Below are 16,927 nucleotides of genomic sequence, written 5' to 3' on the forward strand. Positions count from 1 at the left end.
AATGAAACGTAAGTTCATTGCGTCATTGCATTGGATCATTAAGTCGATGCGGCCCTGAGCAGTTGTGCCGCGCCCTACTGGAGGTGAGTCGTGAGCGCACGTCTTTCCGCCGGCCGGCAAGCCGGCGACACCAAATTGCGGATTCTCGATGCCGCAGAAGATCTCTTCATCGAGTACGGCTACGAAGCCATGTCCCTGCGCCAGATCACGTCTCGCGCCGAGGTCAACCTCGCCGCCGTGAACTACCACTTCGGCAGCAAGGAAACCCTGCTCCAGGCGATGCTTTCGCGTCGGCTGGACCGCCTCAACGACGAACGCCTCGCCTTGCTGACCCGCGCCGAAGCCGAATGGCCGGGCCAGCAGTTGACCTGCGAGCACGTGCTCGGCGCGATGTTCATCCCGGCACTTGCCATCTCGCATCACCGCGACATTGGCGGCCCCGCGTTCCTGCGCCTGCTCGGACGCGTCTACGCCGATCCCTCGCCGTTTATCCGCGACTATCTGCAGCGGCACTACGCTCCGGTGTTCGAACGCTTTTTTGAGGCGTTCGCCCGTGCCCTGCCCCAACTTCCTCGTCAGGAACTGGGATGGCGATTGCACTTTGCCTTGCAGGCGCTCTCCGGTGTGCTGGCGAGCAGCGACACGTCGCGTCTGATCGACACCTTTGCGCAAGGCCAGCCGATGGGCGACCTGCAGGTGGTGGCGCGACTGACTGCGCTGATGGTCGCGGCGCTCAAGGCGCCAATGCCCGGAGAGGAGCAGTTGGCAAGCTTCGCCGCCGTGTTTGCACTGACGAAGGACGCCGACGTGACACCGCCGCGCGAAGCGGGTGCTGCGTCCGGACCGGACATGAACGCTGCGAACGGCGACGCCGACGTCTCAGCCACTCCGGCACCCAGCAACAATGACCGCACCCTGGCAAGCGCCTGACGCACCCGCACGCCCGATGGCATCACGGCAAGCCTGCGCAACGACGGTGGACCACGGCGCCAAGCGCCAGAGCCACCGGCGCCGGAAGCTTGAACGCATCACCCGAATGACCGGCGAATCTGCGGCATTCATCGCACCAATGTATCGCCTGACGATCCAACAATAACGCCGTCACCGGTTCGCGAGAGGCATCGAGAGGCATCCCGACCCCGCGAGCACCGGCAGATGGCCCAAGGACGACAGCCCCCCCGGGCGCTACCTGCCTGCCGCGCATGGCGACTTCGCCGGGCGCGCGCGAGCGGCATCGCATGTGCGGGCCGTCGAACCGAAAGGGAGGAGGAAATCATGACCGTATGGATTCTCGCGTTTGTCGTGGGCCTGTGCGCCTTGTTGTTCTATCGCGCTCACGCCTGGCAGTGGCTGATTGCGACGGTGTTGTGGGTTGCCGCAGGGGCCGCGTTCGAACTGACCGGAACGGTGGCGAGCGTCGTGCTCGCGATCGTCTTCGTACTTCCCGCACTGATACTGAGCATTGCCCCGCTGCGTCGCGCGTGGATTACTGCGCCGATGCTCGCCAAGTTCCGGACCATCATGCCGGAAATGTCGGAGACCGAAAAAGACGCCATCGAAGCTGGCACCGTCTGGTGGGATGCCGATCTCTTTTCGGGCCGCCCCGACTGGCAGAAGTTCATGGCGCTGCCCGCGCCGTCGCTGAGCGCCGAAGAGCAGGCGTTCATGGACAACGAGGTCGAGCATCTCTGCGATCTTTCGAATGACTGGGAAAGCACGCAAGTCTGGCAGGATCTCCCGCCCAAGGCTTGGCAGTACGCCAAGGACGCCGGCTTCCTCGGCATGATCATTCCCAAGCGCTACGGCGGCCTCGAATTCTCCGCCTACGCGCACTCGCAAGTCGTGATGAAGCTCGCGTCGCGTTGCTCTGCCGCCGCCGTATCGGTCATGGTGCCGAACTCGCTCGGCCCGGCCGAGCTGCTGCTGCACTACGGCACCGAGGAACAAAAGAACTACTACCTGCCGCGCCTGGCCAAGGGGCAGGAGATCCCCTGCTTCGCGCTGACGAGTCCTTACGCGGGCTCCGACGCCGCGGCCATCCCTGATGTCGGCGTCGTCTGCCGCGGTGTGCACGAGGGCCGCGAAACGCTGGGCTTTCGCGTAACGTGGAACAAGCGCTACATCACACTCGGCCCCATCGCGACGGTGCTCGGCCTCGCCTTTCGCGCACTCGACCCCGAGCATCTGCTCGGCAATGACGACGAGCCGGGCATCACCTGCGCGCTCATTCCGACGGACCATCCGGGCGTTGTCATCGGACGGCGTCACTGGCCGCTGAATGCCGTGTTCCAGAATGGCCCGAACGCCGGCAAGGATGTCTTCATTCCGCTCGACTGGGTGATCGGCGGCCAGGCACAGGTCGGCCACGGTTGGCGGATGCTGATGGAATGCCTCGCTGCCGGACGCGCGATTTCCCTGCCCTCATCGAACGTCGGCTATTCGAAGATTGCCGTACGCGCCACCGGTGCTTATGCGGCGGTACGCCGCCAGTTCCGCACGCCGATCGGCAAGTTCGAGGGCGTGCAGGAAGCGCTCGCCCGCATGGCGGGCAACCTGTACGCGATGGACGCCGCGCGTCGCATGGCGGCGTTGGCGGTCGATCTCGGCGAAAAGCCCTCGGTGATCTCCGCGATTGCGAAGTATCACGTGACCGAGCGCGCGCGCAAGGTGGTGAACGACGGCATGGACGTCGTTGCCGGCAAGGGCATCTGCATGGGCCCGAACAACTTCCTCGCCCGCGCCTACCAGCAAATTCCTGTGTCGATCACGGTCGAGGGCGCGAACATCATGACCCGCTGCCTGATGATCTTCGGCCAGGGCGCGATCCGCTGCCATCCGTATGTCCTCAAGGAACTCGCCGCTGCGCAGACCGCCGATCGCGGCGCCGCCGTGCGCGCTTTCGACGACGCACTCTTCGGGCATCTGACCTTCGTCACGAGCAACATCGTGCGCGGTGCGCTGCAGGGCATCACGCATGCGCGCTTCTCGTCGGTGCCGTCGAACGCCGCACCCGAGTTGCACGCCTACTATCGCGCGGCCAACCGCATGTCCACGCTGCTGGCGATTGCGGCAGACGTTTCGATGGCGGTGCTCGGCGGCTCGCTCAAGCGCCGCGAGAGCATTTCCGGCCGTCTGGGCGACATCCTGTCGCAATTGTTCCTGCTCACGGCCACCCTCAAGCGTTTCGAAGACGAAGGCCGTCCGCAAGCCGATCTGCCGCTGGTGCACTGGGCCGCGCAAGACGCACTGTGGCAAGCCCGCGAGGCCTTCGAAGGCGTGCTGGCGAACTATCCGTCGCGGTTCGTCGCATGGTGGATGCATTGGAAGCTCGCCCCGCTCGGCCTGCCCTACGCCAAACCGTCCGATGCGCTGGCCTCCCGTGTGGCCGAACTGATGCAGACACCGGGCGACGCGCGCGAGCGCCTCATTGCTGGCAGCTACTCGCCGCGTCCGGAAGTCGACGGTCTCGCCTACGGCGAAATCGTCTTCCAGATGACGCCGCACGTCACCACGATCGAGCAGCGCTTGCGCAGTGCCGTCAAGGAAGGCCGTCTGCCGACCATGCCGCAGAGCCTGCCCGACTTCGCTCGCTGGGTCGATCACGCCGCCAGCCTGCAACTGGTGAGCGACGACGAACGCCGCGTGTTGGCGCAATACGCCGATTACGCCGCACGCGCCGTCGCGGTCGACGATTTTCCGGCCGACTTCGGGCGTCTCGCCGACATGCAGCAGGCGCAGCAGCGAGAGACTGCCGACGAAGCGCTCACCTCATGAGCCATGCCCCATATCCCGCTAGCCCCACCAATCCCGCCAACCGTTCCGAGACTTTGAGGATTTCCGCGCCGTGACGACGTCCGACCGTTATCTCGCTTTCGCCAACTCCGCCGTCGGCAGCCGCCTGGCCAACGCGCTGGGACTGCCTCGGCCCGTGCCGCTGGAGCGCATGCCCGACTACGGCGACGACGTGGCCGAAGCACGCGCCATCCCCGCGCCGCTCGCCGTCGTGGGCGGCGCAGGCGACGCCCCGCTGCTGCCCGGCCTCGCCCGCGAACTGCATTGGCTCGGGGTTCCGAGCCTTGCGCACGCCGAGCGCCTCGACTGGATCTCGTACGCCAACAAGGCCGGCACGATGAGCGGACGTTTCAATGCGAGCGAGGGTGTCCGCCCGAAAGCCTTGCTGTTCGATGCAAGCGCCATCGCCAGCACCGACGAACTGGGTGCGCTGTACACGTTCTTCCACGACACGGTCGCGTCGCTCGACAGGTGCGGCCGCGTCCTCGTGCTGGGACTCCCGCCCGCGATGGCACCGACGCCGCAAGCCAGCATCGCGCAACGTGCGCTTGAGGGTTTCGTGCGATCACTCGCGAAGGAGCTTCGCCGCGGCGCCACAGCACAGCTGCTTTACGTCGCGCCCCGCGCGCGCGAATCGCTGCACTCCACGCTGCGATTCTTCCTGTCGCCGCGCGCCGCCTACGTCAGCGGTCAGGCCGTCACACTCCAGGACCCGGTGTTCGACACGCCGCCAATGCGCGATCAGCGCCCGCTCGCCGGACAGGTCGCGGTCGTCACGGGGGCGGCACGCGGCATCGGCGAAGCCATCGCGACGGTGCTGGCACGCGACGGCGCGCATGTCGTCTGCGTCGACATCCCGTCCGCGCAAAGCGCCCTGGAGACAGTCGCCACGCGGCTCGACGGCAGCGCCCTCGCCTGTGACATCGCAGCGCCCGAAGCCGGCGCCACACTCCTCGCCCATCTCGCCATTCACGCGCCGCGCGGCCTCGACATCCTCGTTCACAACGCCGGCATCACGCGCGACAAGACGGTCGTACGCATGAGCGACGCACAATGGCAAAGCGTGCTCGACATCAACGTCGGTGCGCCACAACGCATTAACGCCGCCCTGCTCGAGGCCGGCGTGCTGCGCGCCAACAGCCGCATCGTGGGTGTGGCGTCGATCAGCGGCATTGCCGGCAATCGCGGGCAGACGAACTATGCGACGTCGAAGGCCGCGGTGATCGGACTGGTCGAAGCGTGGTCGCCGCAGCTGGCGGCGCGTCAGATCAGCGTCAATGCCGTCGCGCCCGGTTTCATCGAAACGCAGATGACCGCTGCGGTGCCCTTCGCGATTCGCGAAGCCGGACGCCGCATGAACTCACTCGGTCAGGGCGGCTTGCCGGTCGATGTCGCGGAGACCATCGCGTGGCTGGCGCACCCGGCCTCGGGCGCCCTGACCGGACAGACCGTGCGTGTATGCGGCCAAAGCCTGCTCGGAGCGTAACCATGCCCAACGATCGTCCGCCCGAGCCCACCGACACGTCTGCCGCGCCGCATATCGTGGACGTCGCACGATTGCCGGCGCCGCTACATTTATATCTGCGTGCACTGCTGACATCGCGCAAACAGGCAACGGCCCGAGCACTGCCGCCGCTTGCCTTCCGGCGTCGCAATGTCGTGCTGGACGCCACCGACATCGCCCGCTACGCGCGTTTGTGCGGCTTCTCCGAGGCGCACGGTGTCCCTCCGACGTGGCCGCACTTGCTGGCCTTCCCGCTGCACATGCTGCTGATGACCGACCGTGCGTTTCCCTACGCCATGCTCGGCATGGTGCATCTGGCCAATCGCATCCGCCCGCTCGCGCCCCTTACGGCGGGCGACCGGCTCGACATCGACGTGCAATGCGGCGCGCTCTATGCGCACGACAAGGGACAGGTGTTCACGGTGCTGACCACGGCGCATCGTGACGGGAAGCTCGTCTGGCGCGGCGAGAGCCTCTACCTGCGCACGGGCGTGCGCAACGCGCTCGGCAGTCCTTATCGTGCAGAACTCAGCGCCGGGGCATCGCTCGTCAAATCGGCGACGTGGCAAGTGCCGGGCGACCTCGGTCGTCAATACGCGCGCGTCTCCGGCGACTACAACCCGATCCATCTGTGGCCGGTCACGGCCCGGCTATTCGGATTTTCGCGCCCGATCATTCACGGCATGTGGAGCTTCGCGAGAGCCCTCGCGGCGGTGATGCCGGCCGATGCGTCGAACATGCGCGATCTCGATCTGCTCGTCGAATTCAAGACGCCGATTTGGCTGCCCGGCGAAGTGACACTCTGGCGCGACCCGCAAGGCAGCGCTTTCGAACTGCGCGATGCGGCGGGTACGGTGCCGCATCTGCGCGGACGCTGGACTTCCGCATCCCCGACATCCTCCCATCCGGACCCTCAGTCATGAGCGCCTTCAAGCCCACCGCACCCGCCCCTGCCCTTCGCCGCGTGGCGATCCTCGGCGGCAATCGCATTCCGTTTGCGCGCTCGAACACCGCCTACACGACCGCATCGAATCAGGACATGCTCACGGCAGCCTTTCAGGGCCTCGTCGACCGGTTCGAACTCCACGGCCAGACGCTCGGCGAAGTGGCGGCCGGCGCCGTGCTCAAGCATGCCCGCGACTTCAACCTGACGCGCGAATCGGTGCTGTCCACGACGCTCGCCCCGCAAACGCCCGCCTACGATGTCCAGCAGGCCTGCGGCACCGGGCTGGAGACGGCCATCCTCACCGGCAACAAGATCGCGCTCGGCCAGATCGACGTCGCCATTGCGGGCGGTGTCGACACGGCCTCCGACGCGCCCATCGGGGTGAACGAAAAACTGCGCAAGATCCTGCTCGAGACCAACCGTCAACGCAGTACCGCAGGCAAGTTGGGCGCTCTCTCCAAAGTGCGTCCGGGCATGCTGTTCAGCCCCGCGTTACCGCGCAACGGCGAGCCCCGCACGGGCCTGTCGATGGGCGAGCATTGCGAGTTGATGGCCAAACACTGGCAGATCGAGCGCGCCGCGCAGGACGAACTCACGCTCGCCAGCCATCAGCATCTGGCAGCCGCTTATGAGCGCGGTTTCTTCCTCGATCTCATGACACCGTTTCGCGGCCTGCAACGCGACAACAATCTGCGCGCCGACGTCTCGCTCGAGAAACTCGCGAGCCTCAAGCCGGTGTTCGATCGCAGCGCGGCCGGCACGCTCACCGCGGGCAATTCGACACCGCTCACCGACGGCGCGTCGTGCGTGCTGCTCGCCAGCGAAGACTGGGCGCGAGCGCACAACCACCCCGTGCTCGCCTATCTGACGTATTCGCAAACCGCCGCCGTCGACTACTTCAATCCCGACGAGGCGAAACGGGAAGGCCTGCTCATGGCACCGGCCTACGCCGTGCCGCGCATGCTCGCGCAGGCGGGCCTGACACTACAGGACTTCGACTTCTACGAGATTCACGAGGCGTTTGCCGCGCAGGTGCTTTGCACGCTGAAGGCGTGGGAAGACCCCGCGTACTGTCGCGACAAGCTCGGATTGGCTGCACCGCTGGGCAGCATCGACCGCCAGCGGCTGAACGTCAACGGTAGCTCGCTTGCGTGCGGCCACCCGTTCGCCGCCACCGGCGGGCGCATTCTCGCCACGCTCGCCAAGCTGCTCGCCGAGCGCGGCGGTGGTCGCGGTCTCATCTCGATTTGCGCCGCCGGCGGTCAGGGCGTCGTGGCCATGCTGGAGCGCGAATGATGTAAAGCCATGCAGGGGCAATAAGTATCGCCGGCCGACCCGCGAGCGTCGAGTTGCCGTCAGAGCAACCGCGCCGCGCTTCCCAGGCCGGAGCCGGCGAACCACAGGGAGAGGATGATGGAACAAGCAGTCCAGGAGGGGCGCGTGTGGCTGCGCGCCTATCCACCCGGCGTGCCTGCCGATATCGACGTGACCCGTTACACGTCGCTCGTCCAGGCCTTCGACGAGTGGATCGACAAATACCGCGAGCGCGTCGCGTTCGTCAGTCTCGGCAGCGAGATCACCTATGCGGAAGTCTCGCGCCAGGCTTACGCGTTTGCAGCGTGGCTGCAAGCGCAAGGCGTGATGCCGGGCGAGCGCGTCGCGCTCATGATGCCCAATTGCTTCCAGTACCCCATCTGTCTTTTCGGCACGCTCATCGCGGGCGCCGTCGTCGTCAACGTCAACCCGCTGTACACGGTGCGCGAGTTGAAGCATCAGCTGGCCGACAGCGGCGCGCGCACGATCGTCGTGTTCGAGAACTTCGCGAAAACGGTGCAGGACGCCATTGCCGGCACCGAGGTGCGTCGGGTGCTCGTCACGCAGATCGGCGACTTGCTCGGCCCGGGGGTGAATATCAAGGGCCGCGCCGTCAATTTCCTCATGCGCCACGTCGCGAAACAGGTGCCGCCGTACGCGCTGCCGCAGGCTATCGCGCTGCGTCACGCGCTCGCACACGGCGCAACGCTCACGGCCAAACCCGTCCCGCTCAGGCGCGACGACCTCGCCTTCCTGCAGTACACGGGCGGCACCACGGGCGTGGCCAAAGGCGCGATGCTCACGCACGGCAACGTGCTCGCCAACCTGCTGCAGACCGAGGCATGGGCCGCCGACCAGCTCGACGGTGCCATCGAAGTGAATCTGTCGTTGCTGCCGATGTACCACATCCTGTCGCTCACGGTGAACTGCCTGATCTTCATGAGCCTGGGCGGACGTAACATCCTCATTGCGAATCCACGCGACGTGAAGAAGGTCGTCTACATCATTCGCAACGAAACCTTCACCGGTGTGACCGGGGTCAACACGCTCTTCAACGGCTTGCTGGAGAACGCCGACTTCTGCGCCCGCGATTTCTCCGCACTCAAACTGTCGCTCTCCGGTGGCATGGCCACGCAGCGCGCTGTCGCCGAGCGCTGGAAACAGGTCACCGGCAAGCCGATCATCGAAGGCTACGGCCTCACGGAATGCTCCCCCATCGTGACGATGAACCCGGTCGATCTGGCGCATATGAACGATTACGAGTTCAGCGGCTCCATCGGCCTGCCCGCACCGTCGACCGAGGTTCGCTTCAAACGCGACGACGGCACCTGGGCCGACCCCGGCGAACCGGGCGAGCTATGTGTGCGCGGCCCGCAGGTGATGCGCGGCTACTGGCAGCGTCCGCAAGACACGGCGAAGACCATCGACGCCGACGGCTGGCTGATGACCGGCGACGTGGGCGTGATGGACGAGCGCGGCTACGTGCGCCTCATCGATCGCAAGAAGGACATGATTCTGGTGTCGGGCTTCAACGTGTATCCCAATGAAATCGAGGACGTCGTGATGCTCCATCCGTCGATACGCGAAGCGGCCGTGGTCGGCGTGCCCGATCCCGTGGTCGGCGAGCGCGTGAAACTCGTCGTCGTTGCGAAAGACCCGCAATTGAGCGCGGACGCCGTGCTCGCTCACTGCCGCGAGCATCTCACCGCGTACAAGGTGCCGCGCATGGTCGAGTTCCGTCAGGGCGAGTTACCCAAGACAGCAGTCGGGAAGATTCTGCGTCGCGAGTTGCGCGACGCGGCCCCAGCGATCCAGGGAGACAAATAACATGTCGACGCACCACCGAGTCCATGCCGGCCACCGCGGCGCCTCCGTATCTTCCATATCCTCCATACCCTCCATACCCTCCAGATCCTCCGTATCCGCCCTATGCGCCGGGCTCGCGCTCGCTTTCGGCATTGGCACGTTGCACGTGCCCGCGGCGTTTGCGCAAGCGTCGTCGCCAGCCGACGCTGCAGCCAGCGCCGCCCCGGCGACCGGCACGACCGACCCCGAAGTCGCGAAGCTCGCCGTCATGCCGGTCGCGGCGCAGACCCAGTGGCTTGCGCGCACCATCAAGAGCGGCGAACTGGCAAAGATGAGCGACGAGCAGATCGTCGCGCGCATGCAGGTCGTTCAGGCAGACGCCCTCGTGCGTTTCCTGAAGGCCGAGTCGGCCGCCATGCCCGAGTACCAATACGAGCTCACGCGTCACGAGCGCATCAACAACCAATGGCAGAGCACGCCCGATCGCATGACCGTGAAGATCCGCGAAAAGCCGTTGCAGATCTATACGAAGTGGCTGCCGGACGGCGCGCACACCGGGCAGGAAATCCTGTACGACGAGACGAAGAACCCGAAGGAGATGTACGGCCATCTCGGCGGGATTCTCGGTTTTACGTCGATCTGGAGCAGCATCGACGGCCCGCTCGCGCGCTCGCAGTCGAATCACACGGTGCGCGACCTGGGTTTCGCTTTCATCGCCGAGCAGATCGCTCACGACGGTCGCAGTTTCCGCGCCGCCGGCCTGCCCGAGAAGCCCGCCAGAATTTCGATATCCGAACTGAATGGCACGCGAGTCCTGGCATTGGAATGGGACGCACCTTCCGGCCCGCCGCAGCATTACGCGAACAAGTCGCGGGTGTTGCTCGACCTGAAGACTGGCCGCCCGCGCGGCATCGAGGCGTGGGACGCCGCCGGACAGAAAATCGAGGAAATGCGTTTCGAGAAGGTTCGCAAGGAACAGTGGACCGACGCGACGTTCGACCCGAAGAACCCGGACTACAAGTTCTGAGTCGGCGACACAGCGTCGCGTAGCGCCCGGACCCGCGCGACGCGCACAGGCACGACAGAAGCCCGCCACCCTGACTTCGGGGTGGCGGGCTTTGGTTCGGGCGGACTTCCGACATCGACAAGCGCAGTGCGCGCGATACCCCGTGGCATCGGGCACACCGGCCTGCCGCGACCGATCAGGTCTGCGGCAGTTCGATCTTCACTTCGAGCACTTCCAGGTTGTCCTGATGCTCGACGCTGACCTTGATGTCGTCTTGTCCGATCTTGACGTACTTGGAGATGACCGCGACCAGCTCGCGTTGCAGGGCCGGCAGGTAGTCCGCCGGCGGCGACGAGCCCGCGCGCTCGTGCGCCAGAATGATCTGCAGGCGCTCTTTCGCGACGGCGGCGGTCTTTTTCTTCTCCCCCAGGAGGAAAGACAGGAAGGACATGGGCGCTCCTTACTTCGAGCCGAAAATGCGCTGCAACAGCCCCGGCTTTTGATAGTCGGTAAAGCGCATGGGCTTGTCTTCGCCCTTGAATCGGCTCACCACGTCACGATAGGCGTCGGCCACGTCGGTGCCGTCCAGATGAATCGCCGGCGTGCCCTGGTTCGAGGCATGCAGTACCGATTCCGACTCCGGAATCACGCCGATAAGCTTGATTCGCAGAATTTCCTGGATGTCTTCGAGCGACAGCATCTGGCCGTCGTTGACACGCTTCGGGTTGTAACGGGTGATGAGCAGGTGCTCCTTGATCGGCTCGCTGCCTTCGATGGCACGCTTCGTCTTCGACGACAGAATGCCCAGAATGCGGTCCGAATCGCGCACCGACGACACTTCGGGGTTCGTCACCACGAGCGCCTCGTCGGCGAAGTGCATCGCGAGCAGCGCACCCGACTCGATACCGGCCGGCGAATCGCACACGATGTATTCGAAGCCCATGTCGGCGAGGTCATTGATGACCTTCTCGACGCCGGCTTGCGTGAGTGCTTCCTTGTCACGCGTTTGCGAGGCCGGCAGGATAAACAGGTTTTCGCAGGACTTGTCCTTGATCATTGCCTGATTCAGATTGGCTTCGCCCTGGATCACATTGATCAGGTCGTACACCACGCGGCGCTCGCAACCCATGATGAGGTCGAGATTGCGCAGACCAACGTCGAAATCGATGACTGCCGTCTTGTGCCCCTGCAAGGCGAGGCCGGCGGAAAAGCTGGCGCTGGTCGTCGTCTTGCCGACGCCACCCTTGCCAGAGGTCACCACAATCACTTTTGCCATCTGTCGATGCCTTCCCAAACTTGAGGATGAAATTAGCTACGAATCATTTGAGCCCGAGGGGCTCGAAAATCAGTTTGTCGTCTACCAGCCGCACCTGCACCGAACGCCCCTGAACATCAGGCGGCAGCGCATATTCGCCAGTCCGGTAAATACCGGCGATGGAAATCAGCTCGGGTTCCAGGCAGGTGCAGAAGATGCGCGCGTCGAGCTTGCCCTTCACGCCTGCCAGTGCCCGCCCCCGCAGCGGCGCGTAAATGTGAATATTACCTTCCGCGATCACCTCGGCCCCATAACTGACGAGATCGAGGATGATCAGATCGCCCTTGGCATAGATCTGCTGGCCGGAACGCAGCGGTCGATCGATGATCGTCGACGCAACGGCGGCAGCCTCGGGTGCGGCCGGCGCCGTCACCGGCGCGGGCTCCGACGTCACCGTTTCGGCCGACGCCTCCTGCTCGCGCGTGGCGCGCGGTACCCGACGCTCGTGGCTATCCAGGCGAGGCAGCCCGTCCACGACCGCCCAATCGGCTTGTTCGGAATTGGCGACCACCCCGATCGGCTTCATGCGGAACTCGGCCAGCATTTCGGCCAACGCGGGCACGGCCACGCGCTCGTCGGCGGACAGACGCCGCACGTCGATAGCGACGGTGTCGCCTGCAAAAAACTCCGGGGTCGCTTCGAAACGTTGCGCCAGTTCGGTGCGCAGGGTGTCCAATTGCGGCGTCTTGACAACGAAATGCAGGGTATCGACGGCTCCACTGCGTAACTCGAAGTACGGCGTTTTCTTTTGCGGCATGTCAGGTTGGTGTGCGCGAATTGCTGGCAAATTGGGCCATTCTACCGCCCCTTGCGAGAGAGCAAACCGCAAATAAGCAGGATAAGCCCGCGATTTGCCCAAAAATCACCATTGGTGCGATGCACCATACCTCCCCGTTGGGTGTGCAAAAGCGGCAGAAAAATCCTGATGGAGTGACATGAGTTTGTCACTCCACCGCACTATGCTGGCGGTGGGAAAGTCCCAGAAAACACATACTGCAACGCAACAACGAAAGTCCGAATTTTGTCGCGCAAGTGCCATATTCGTGACCTATCCTTAAAGTCCCTGATGAGGGACCCCCTGTGGAACCGAAAAACCGGGAGACGAAGATGCTGAGCCAAATGCTGAGTCATCATGAATTTGCCACCCTGATGCTGATCAAGGACGCTCCGAAGGAAGTGGAGCTTGATCGCCCGGACCTCGAATCGTTGCTCGAGAGCAAGCTGATCGAATGGGAAGAGTTGGAGCCGGGTGTGAAGTCCCCGCGCCTGACTGTCCAGGGCAAGTATGTCCTTCAGGCCGTAGCCTGAGCGTCGCGCCTGCTGTTGAGGTGGCAGTAGCAACAAAAAAGCCCGCCGAAAGGCGGGCTTTTCATTTATCGGGCCGCTTGACCCTGTGATTTCGTGCGAATTCAGCCGTGCCGCACATGGCTACGATGCGACCGCCGCCACGTGTGTCGCGCCCCCGGATGCTCCCGGCACCAGTTGCGATCCACAAGCCACGCGACCGCCGCGCCGACCACCAGCGCGATCACCAACATTGCAATCAAGCTCCCTGTAAGCATAGCGGCCTCCTAACTTCGATATGGCGGGATGGCACGTTTTCATTCTAGGCAATCCCTATCGAAATGGGTACCCGAAAGTGATTCGGGTATACCGCGTTTGCGTTACATCAAGCCTTGGCACAAAGCCTGCGACGGACTGCCGCGACGCAGCAAATTCGCGGCTGACAGCCGTATGACTGCGACCTGACGGTGGCCGGTCGGTCGACCACCGTCATCCGTCGACGAATGCTCAAAGCGAATCGACCACCCCGCCGTCGACACGCAGCGCAGCACCCGTCGTGGCCGATGCTTGCGGCGACGCAACATAGACGACCATGTTGGCGACCTCGGTGGTACTCGACGCGCGACCGATGATCGAAGACGGACGGTGCTCACGTACGAATTCCGCGGCAGCTTGCGCCATGTCGGCGTCCGCCGGCACGCCTGCCCGGTGCAACATCTCGACCACGCCGTCGGACAGCGTCGGCCCCGGCAGCACCGCGTTCACCGTGACGCCCGTGCCACGCATGCGCTTGGCGAGCCCGCGTGACACGGCCAGTTGGGCCGTCTTCGTCATGCCGTAATGGATCATGTCTTCGGGAATATTGAGCGCGGACTCCGAAGAAATGAAGATCACGCGCCCCCATCCGCGCTCGGCCATGCCCGGCAGATACGCCCGCGACAGACGCACGCCCGAGAGCACATTGATGTCATAGAAGCGCTCCCACTCGGCGTCCGGAATCTCGAAAAAATCCTGCGGACCGAACACCCCCGCGTTGTTCACGAGAATGTCGACATCGGGCACGGCCGAGACCAGATCTTCGCAGCCTGCCGCGCTCGACAGATCGGCGGCAAGACCGCGCACCTGTGCATTGGGCAACGCGTCACGCAGCTTCGCCACCGCCGCGTCGACGCCTGCTTGCGAACGCCCGTTGACAACCGTCGTGGCGCCGGCGGCGGCCAGCCCATGAGCAATCGCAAAGCCGATGCCCGCCGTCGACGCCGTGACCAGCGCCACCTTGTCTTTCAGATCGATATGCATGAATGACTCTCCTGAGAACGATTGACCTGAATACGATTTCACTTCGTCAGAATGATGCAACGGTGCCCGATGTCAGGCGATTGCGCCGCCGGCGTCGATCAGCACCGTGGTGCCTGTAGCGCTCGGCGTACCTGCCAGATACAACATCGTGTTGGCGACGTCTTCGGCCGCCACCACGCGTCGTGCAGGCAGACGCTCCGCTGCATTGCGATACATCGCCTCCCGGTCGGCCTCGGCCATCTTGTTCCACAGCGGCGTCACGGTGAGCCCCGGCGACACGGTATTCACGCGCACCGGCGAGAGCTCGAGGGCGAGCCCTCGGCCGAGCGCTTCGATCGCGGCGTTGATGGCCCCTTGCACAACCGACGACGTGTTCGGCCGCACGCTCAGATAGCCGGAAGTCAGGGTGAGCGAGCCGCCGTCTTCGATGCGCGCGTAGCGGGCCACGTGATAGGTGCCCCAGAACTTGCTGTCGAACGCGGCGTGTGCGTCGTCGAGCGATAGCTTACGCACTTGTCCCGTCGGCGTCTGCGCGGCAGAAATCACCACATGCTGCCACGGCGCGTGATCCGCGAAAAACCGCTCGACGGCCGCCGCGTCCGTCGTATCGAGCACGACCGCACGCGCTGCACTGCCAATGGTCGCCAGCGCGTCGTCGAGTTTCGCCTGGCTGCGCGAGGCTATCGTCACCGCAGCACCGGCCCGGGCAAACGCCTGCGCCGCCGCACGACCGATGCCGGAACTGCCGCCAATCACCAACACACGCTGACCTTCGAAATTGAACATGATGAAGCTCCACAAAGAGAGAAAGACGATGGGGAAAGCGTGACACCGCCCAAACGTTCGCGAAGACTTACCCGCCGTCCCGCCGTGATGTCATGGAGGCTATTGTGATCCTCGCCTTGCACGAAGATAATCCCCTTAAAAACTGAATCACTCTCTTTAATTTATTGAGAATCGAGGCGCGATGATCGATCAGACAATGGATCTCACCCTTTTCGACCGGGTCGTGGCCACCGGGAGCATGTCGGCGGCCGCCCGAGATCTGGGCCTGTCGCTCGCCGTCGTGAGCAAACGCCTTGGGTTGCTGGAGCAGCGTCTTGGCGTGCGCCTGCTCAATCGCACCACGCGCAAGCAGGCACTGACCGAGGAGGGTCAGGTCTTTCACGCTTGCTGCCAGCGCATTCTTGCCGAGATTGCTGAGACGGAGCGGTTGATGACCCGTCAAGCGGGCACCGTCGGCGGCGTGCTTCGCGTCAGTGCGCCGCGCGCGTTCGGTCGCCGCCATCTGGCGCCGTTGCTCGTCGCCTTCCGCGAGCGGCATCCGGACCTGAAGGTGCACCTCGAACTGAGCGACCTTTGGGTCGATCTGGTATCGCACGGCATCGACGTTGCCATTCGCGTCGGCACCCTGCCCGACTCCAGCCTCATCGCTCAAGAACTGGCCCCGAACTACCGCGTGCTCATTGCGTCGCCGGAATATCTGGCGCGACGCGGCACGCCGCAGGACGCAGGCGACCTGCAACAGCACGATTGCATTCTGTTCGGCAACGCGCCGCACGGCGACTGGCGATTCGTATGGCAGTCCGAAACGTTACGCATCCAGGTTCGCGACACTTATGTCGTCGATGACGGCGATACCGCTCACGAACTCGCACTGCACGGCGCAGGTATTGCGCAGAAATCGATATGGGACGTCGGCGACGATATCGCGGCGGGACGCCTCGTGCGGGTCCTGCCGACCCTGCAGATCCCGGCCTCGCCGTTGCACGCGGTGTATCCGCACAGCAAACACCTCGCGCCGCGCACGCGGGCCTTCGTCGACTTCCTTCGCGATCAGCTTCGCGCCACGTGGCGCTGGCCCTCGCGCTGACGTGGCACGGCGCCACGTGCTGCGAACGCCTCAACCCTGTGCGTCGTCACCCTTCAGCGCCAGTCGCCCCGCCGCGAGTAACGCTTCCGCCAGCGCCGGGTCAGCGCCCGAGACGGCGCGCGAGAGCACCAGCGTGCCCACCATTTGCGAGAAGCGCGCCATGGCGTCCGAACGCGCCTGCGTCGGCGGCACGCCTCGCGCCACGCCTGCGGCTTCCATTCGCGCGATCACATCGGCCAGCCCTTTCGCGTAGCACGCTTGCGCTTCGCGACCAATGCGCGGTGCGTCGCCCGCAAATCCGGCCATCGGGCAGCCACACGCCACGTCGTCGCGATGCGCCGGCGACAGGTACTGCGCCACCCGTCCCTCCGGAGGTATGTCCGCCAGCAGCGTGTCGCTGGCGTTCACGGCGCGTTCCATGACCGCAGCAACAAGGGCATCCTTCGACTTGAAATGGTTGTAGAAGCCGCCTTGCGTGAATCCCGCAGCCTTCATCAATGCCGTCAGCCCGACCGCATCCACACCGTGCTTACGGAACAACCGCTCGGCCGCCGCCACGATCGTCTCGCGATTCTCTGCCGCTCGTTCTCTCGAAATACCCATCGATGGCTCCCCAACGATCAATGAAGCGCAATCGCCGCTATGACCGTCATCGAAAAAGACAATGTCGATCACCATTGACACCATCATGCCGACTTCGGCACAATGCCTCACAAATGACGATGGCGATCACAATTGTCATGGAGTATAGCCGATTCATCACGCCGTCACCTTCCCTGGGTTCCCGG

General features: G+C 64.4%; 15 protein-coding genes. 9 read left to right on the top strand and 6 right to left on the bottom strand.

Translation table 11 applies throughout. The annotated features are described in order from the left end of the window. Positions 1 to 90: 90 nt before the first annotated feature. The 7 genes from ABWO90_RS01300 (at position 91) to ABWO90_RS01330 (ending at position 10,389) form a co-directional block, all read left to right on the top strand. Positions 91 to 930, top strand: coding sequence for a TetR/AcrR family transcriptional regulator (locus ABWO90_RS01300; RefSeq protein ID WP_353189388.1), 840 nt, complete (start codon positions 91 to 93; stop codon positions 928 to 930). Between the two features lie 345 nt (positions 931 to 1,275). Next, on the top strand, positions 1,276 to 3,774 hold the full coding sequence (locus ABWO90_RS01305; RefSeq protein WP_353189389.1) for an acyl-CoA dehydrogenase: 2,499 nt from the start codon (positions 1,276 to 1,278) through the stop codon (positions 3,772 to 3,774). Positions 3,775 to 3,844: 70 nt separating this feature from the next. Continuing rightward, the gene (locus ABWO90_RS01310) at positions 3,845 to 5,278 is read left to right on the top strand and encodes a 3-oxoacyl-ACP reductase (RefSeq protein WP_353189390.1); all 1,434 of its coding nucleotides are present in this window, start codon (positions 3,845 to 3,847) and stop codon (positions 5,276 to 5,278) included. Positions 5,279 to 5,280: 2 nt separating this feature from the next. Beyond that, entirely contained in the window at positions 5,281 to 6,219 is a 939-nt protein-coding gene (locus tag ABWO90_RS01315; protein WP_353189391.1) for a MaoC/PaaZ C-terminal domain-containing protein, read from the top strand. Continuing rightward, positions 6,216 to 7,538, top strand: a complete 1,323-nt coding sequence (locus ABWO90_RS01320; RefSeq protein WP_353189392.1) for an acetyl-CoA C-acetyltransferase — start codon at positions 6,216 to 6,218, stop codon at positions 7,536 to 7,538. Before ABWO90_RS01315 ends, ABWO90_RS01320 begins: the two co-directional genes overlap by 4 nt. 117 nt (positions 7,539 to 7,655) lie before the next feature. After that, positions 7,656 to 9,383, top strand: coding sequence for an AMP-binding protein (locus ABWO90_RS01325; protein WP_353189393.1), 1,728 nt, complete (start codon positions 7,656 to 7,658; stop codon positions 9,381 to 9,383). Positions 9,384 to 9,528: 145 nt separating this feature from the next. Beyond that, the gene (locus ABWO90_RS01330; RefSeq protein WP_353189394.1) at positions 9,529 to 10,389 is read left to right on the top strand and encodes a DUF1571 domain-containing protein; all 861 of its coding nucleotides are present in this window, start codon (positions 9,529 to 9,531) and stop codon (positions 10,387 to 10,389) included. Positions 10,390 to 10,564: 175 nt separating this feature from the next. On the opposite strand, the gene minE is transcribed toward ABWO90_RS01330, so the two are convergent. The 3 genes from minE to minC are packed head-to-tail and all read right to left on the bottom strand — an operon-like array spanning position 10,565 to position 12,440. After that, positions 10,565 to 10,819 carry a cell division topological specificity factor MinE gene (minE, locus tag ABWO90_RS01335; protein WP_023595730.1) on the bottom strand — a complete coding sequence of 85 codons (255 nt, stop codon included), beginning with the start codon at positions 10,817 to 10,819 and terminating at the stop codon, positions 10,565 to 10,567. A 9-nt stretch (positions 10,820 to 10,828) separates the two neighbouring features. Next, a complete protein-coding gene (minD, locus tag ABWO90_RS01340) occupies positions 10,829 to 11,644 on the bottom strand; it encodes a septum site-determining protein MinD (RefSeq protein WP_353189395.1) in 816 nt (271 codons plus the stop codon). Positions 11,645 to 11,687: 43 nt separating this feature from the next. Next, positions 11,688 to 12,440 carry a septum site-determining protein MinC gene (gene minC, locus ABWO90_RS01345; RefSeq protein WP_353189663.1) on the bottom strand — a complete coding sequence of 251 codons (753 nt, stop codon included), beginning with the start codon at positions 12,438 to 12,440 and terminating at the stop codon, positions 11,688 to 11,690. 350 nt (positions 12,441 to 12,790) lie between these two features. Here minC and ABWO90_RS01350 point away from each other — a divergent pair, with 350 nt between their 5' ends. Next, complete coding sequence (locus ABWO90_RS01350) at positions 12,791 to 12,991, top strand: hypothetical protein (RefSeq protein WP_502922519.1); 201 nt, start codon at positions 12,791 to 12,793, stop codon at positions 12,989 to 12,991. Positions 12,992 to 13,474: 483 nt separating this feature from the next. Here the strand turns inward: ABWO90_RS01350 and ABWO90_RS01355 are convergent, their stop codons facing one another. Next, the gene (locus ABWO90_RS01355) at positions 13,475 to 14,266 is read right to left on the bottom strand and encodes an SDR family NAD(P)-dependent oxidoreductase (protein ID WP_353189396.1); all 792 of its coding nucleotides are present in this window, start codon (positions 14,264 to 14,266) and stop codon (positions 13,475 to 13,477) included. Between the two features lie 72 nt (positions 14,267 to 14,338). Continuing rightward, positions 14,339 to 15,055 carry an SDR family oxidoreductase gene (locus tag ABWO90_RS01360; protein ID WP_353189665.1) on the bottom strand — a complete coding sequence of 239 codons (717 nt, stop codon included), beginning with the start codon at positions 15,053 to 15,055 and terminating at the stop codon, positions 14,339 to 14,341. Positions 15,056 to 15,233: 178 nt separating this feature from the next. Here ABWO90_RS01360 and ABWO90_RS01365 point away from each other — a divergent pair, with 178 nt between their 5' ends. Then, entirely contained in the window at positions 15,234 to 16,139 is a 906-nt protein-coding gene (locus ABWO90_RS01365) for a LysR family transcriptional regulator (protein ID WP_502922520.1), read from the top strand. A gap of 30 nt (positions 16,140 to 16,169) precedes the next feature. Here the strand turns inward: ABWO90_RS01365 and ABWO90_RS01370 are convergent, their stop codons facing one another. Continuing rightward, positions 16,170 to 16,742 (bottom strand): TetR/AcrR family transcriptional regulator, encoded by a 573-nt coding sequence (locus tag ABWO90_RS01370; protein WP_353189398.1) that lies wholly within the window; start codon positions 16,740 to 16,742, stop codon positions 16,170 to 16,172. Positions 16,743 to 16,927 lie beyond the last annotated feature (185 nt).

It is taken from the genome of Pandoraea pnomenusa (assembly GCF_040391475.1).
Taxonomy (GTDB): domain Bacteria; phylum Pseudomonadota; class Gammaproteobacteria; order Burkholderiales; family Burkholderiaceae; genus Pandoraea; species Pandoraea pnomenusa_C.